The 1,308-nt window shown below is 61.2% G+C and carries 1 protein-coding gene; it reads left to right on the top strand.

The genetic code is table 11. The features are described 5' to 3' along the window. Positions 1 to 99: 99 nt before the first annotated feature. The gene (locus tag EKL94_RS22110; RefSeq protein WP_440087504.1) at positions 100 to 1,302 is read left to right on the top strand and encodes an ISL3 family transposase; all 1,203 of its coding nucleotides are present in this window, start codon (positions 100 to 102) and stop codon (positions 1,300 to 1,302) included. Positions 1,303 to 1,308 lie beyond the last annotated feature (6 nt).

Genomic DNA, 1,308 nt, shown 5'->3' with positions numbered 1-1,308 from the left:
GGTTCTTCTCCCATCTGAGGGGAGAGGCTCACGGCCGACCCGCTAGATTGTGGTTGTCGAGACTACAAACTGGGGCCGGCCGTGGCCAAGCTGGATTGTATGCCGTTGCTGGGATGCTGGGCGGGATATCGCCTGGATGGATGGCGGCGGGAGGCGCGTGGCGGAGCCACTTGGCTGGTGCTTTCGCTGCTGCCTGATTCACGCCGCCGCCGACGCTGTAGCGGATGTGGCAAGTGGGTGGTGGCCATCCATGACCAGACGCTCCGGCGGGTCCGTGATCTACCCGTGTTCGATGAGCCGGTCGAGCTGGAAGTCCAGCGCCAGCGGCTGGCCTGTCCTCGCTGCGGGCCAAAACTTGAGCATCTGGATTGGCTGGAGCGACATGCCCGGGTAACACAACGGCTGGCGCAGAGCGTGGCACGCATGTGTGCCACGGCCTCCATCCATGCCACCGCAAAGTGGCATGGCCTGAACTGGAAGACGGTCAAGGCGCTTGATTTCAGGCATCTGGTGCGGACGCTGGGTCCGGTGGACCTATCGAACGTCCGGGTGATCGCGATGGATGAGTTTGCGATCCAAAAGGGGCATCGCTACGCCACGGTGGTGGTCGAACCATCACGCAAGCGCGTGCTTTGGGTCGGTCGAGGACGCAGCCGCGCAGACGTACGTCCCTTCTTTGAGCTACTCGGAAAGGACGGCTGCGAACGCATCCAGGCGGTTGCTATGGACATGAATTCGGCATTCGACCTGGAAGTGAAAGCCCAATGCCCAAACGCCGAAGTGGTCTACGACCTGTTCCATGTGGTGGCCAAATACGGTCGGGAGGTCATCGACCGGGTCCGCGTGGATGAAGCCAACAGGCTGCGTCAGGACAAACCTGCCCGGCGTGTGGTGAAGACCTCTCGCTGGCTCTTGCTGCGCAACCGGCAGAACGTCCCGGCCGATCAACGAGTGAAGCTCAAGGAGCTGCTGGCTGCCAACAAGGCCCTATTGACGAGCTATGTGCTGAAAGACGACTTGAAGCAGCTCTGGCGCTACCGTAGCCAGGCTTGGGCAGCAAAAGCGTGGAAGAGCTGGCGACAGCGCGCATTGCGTAGCCGCCTGGAGCCCCTGCGAACGTTTGTCCGTCGCCTACAGCCCTATCTGCCAGGCATCCTGGCTCATTGCCGATGGCCCCTTGGAACGAATCTGGTCGAGGGAATCAACAACAAGATCAAGGTCATCAAGCGCGTCGCCTACGGATACCGAGACGACGCCTATTTCTTCCTCAAAATCCGTGCAGCCTTCCCCGGAGTTGGGTGAAGAACC

This window comes from Stenotrophomonas maltophilia, assembly GCF_003970865.1.
In the GTDB taxonomy this organism is placed as follows: domain Bacteria; phylum Pseudomonadota; class Gammaproteobacteria; order Xanthomonadales; family Xanthomonadaceae; genus Stenotrophomonas; species Stenotrophomonas maltophilia_AR.
This window is presented reverse-complemented; position numbering and strand designations above follow the sequence as displayed.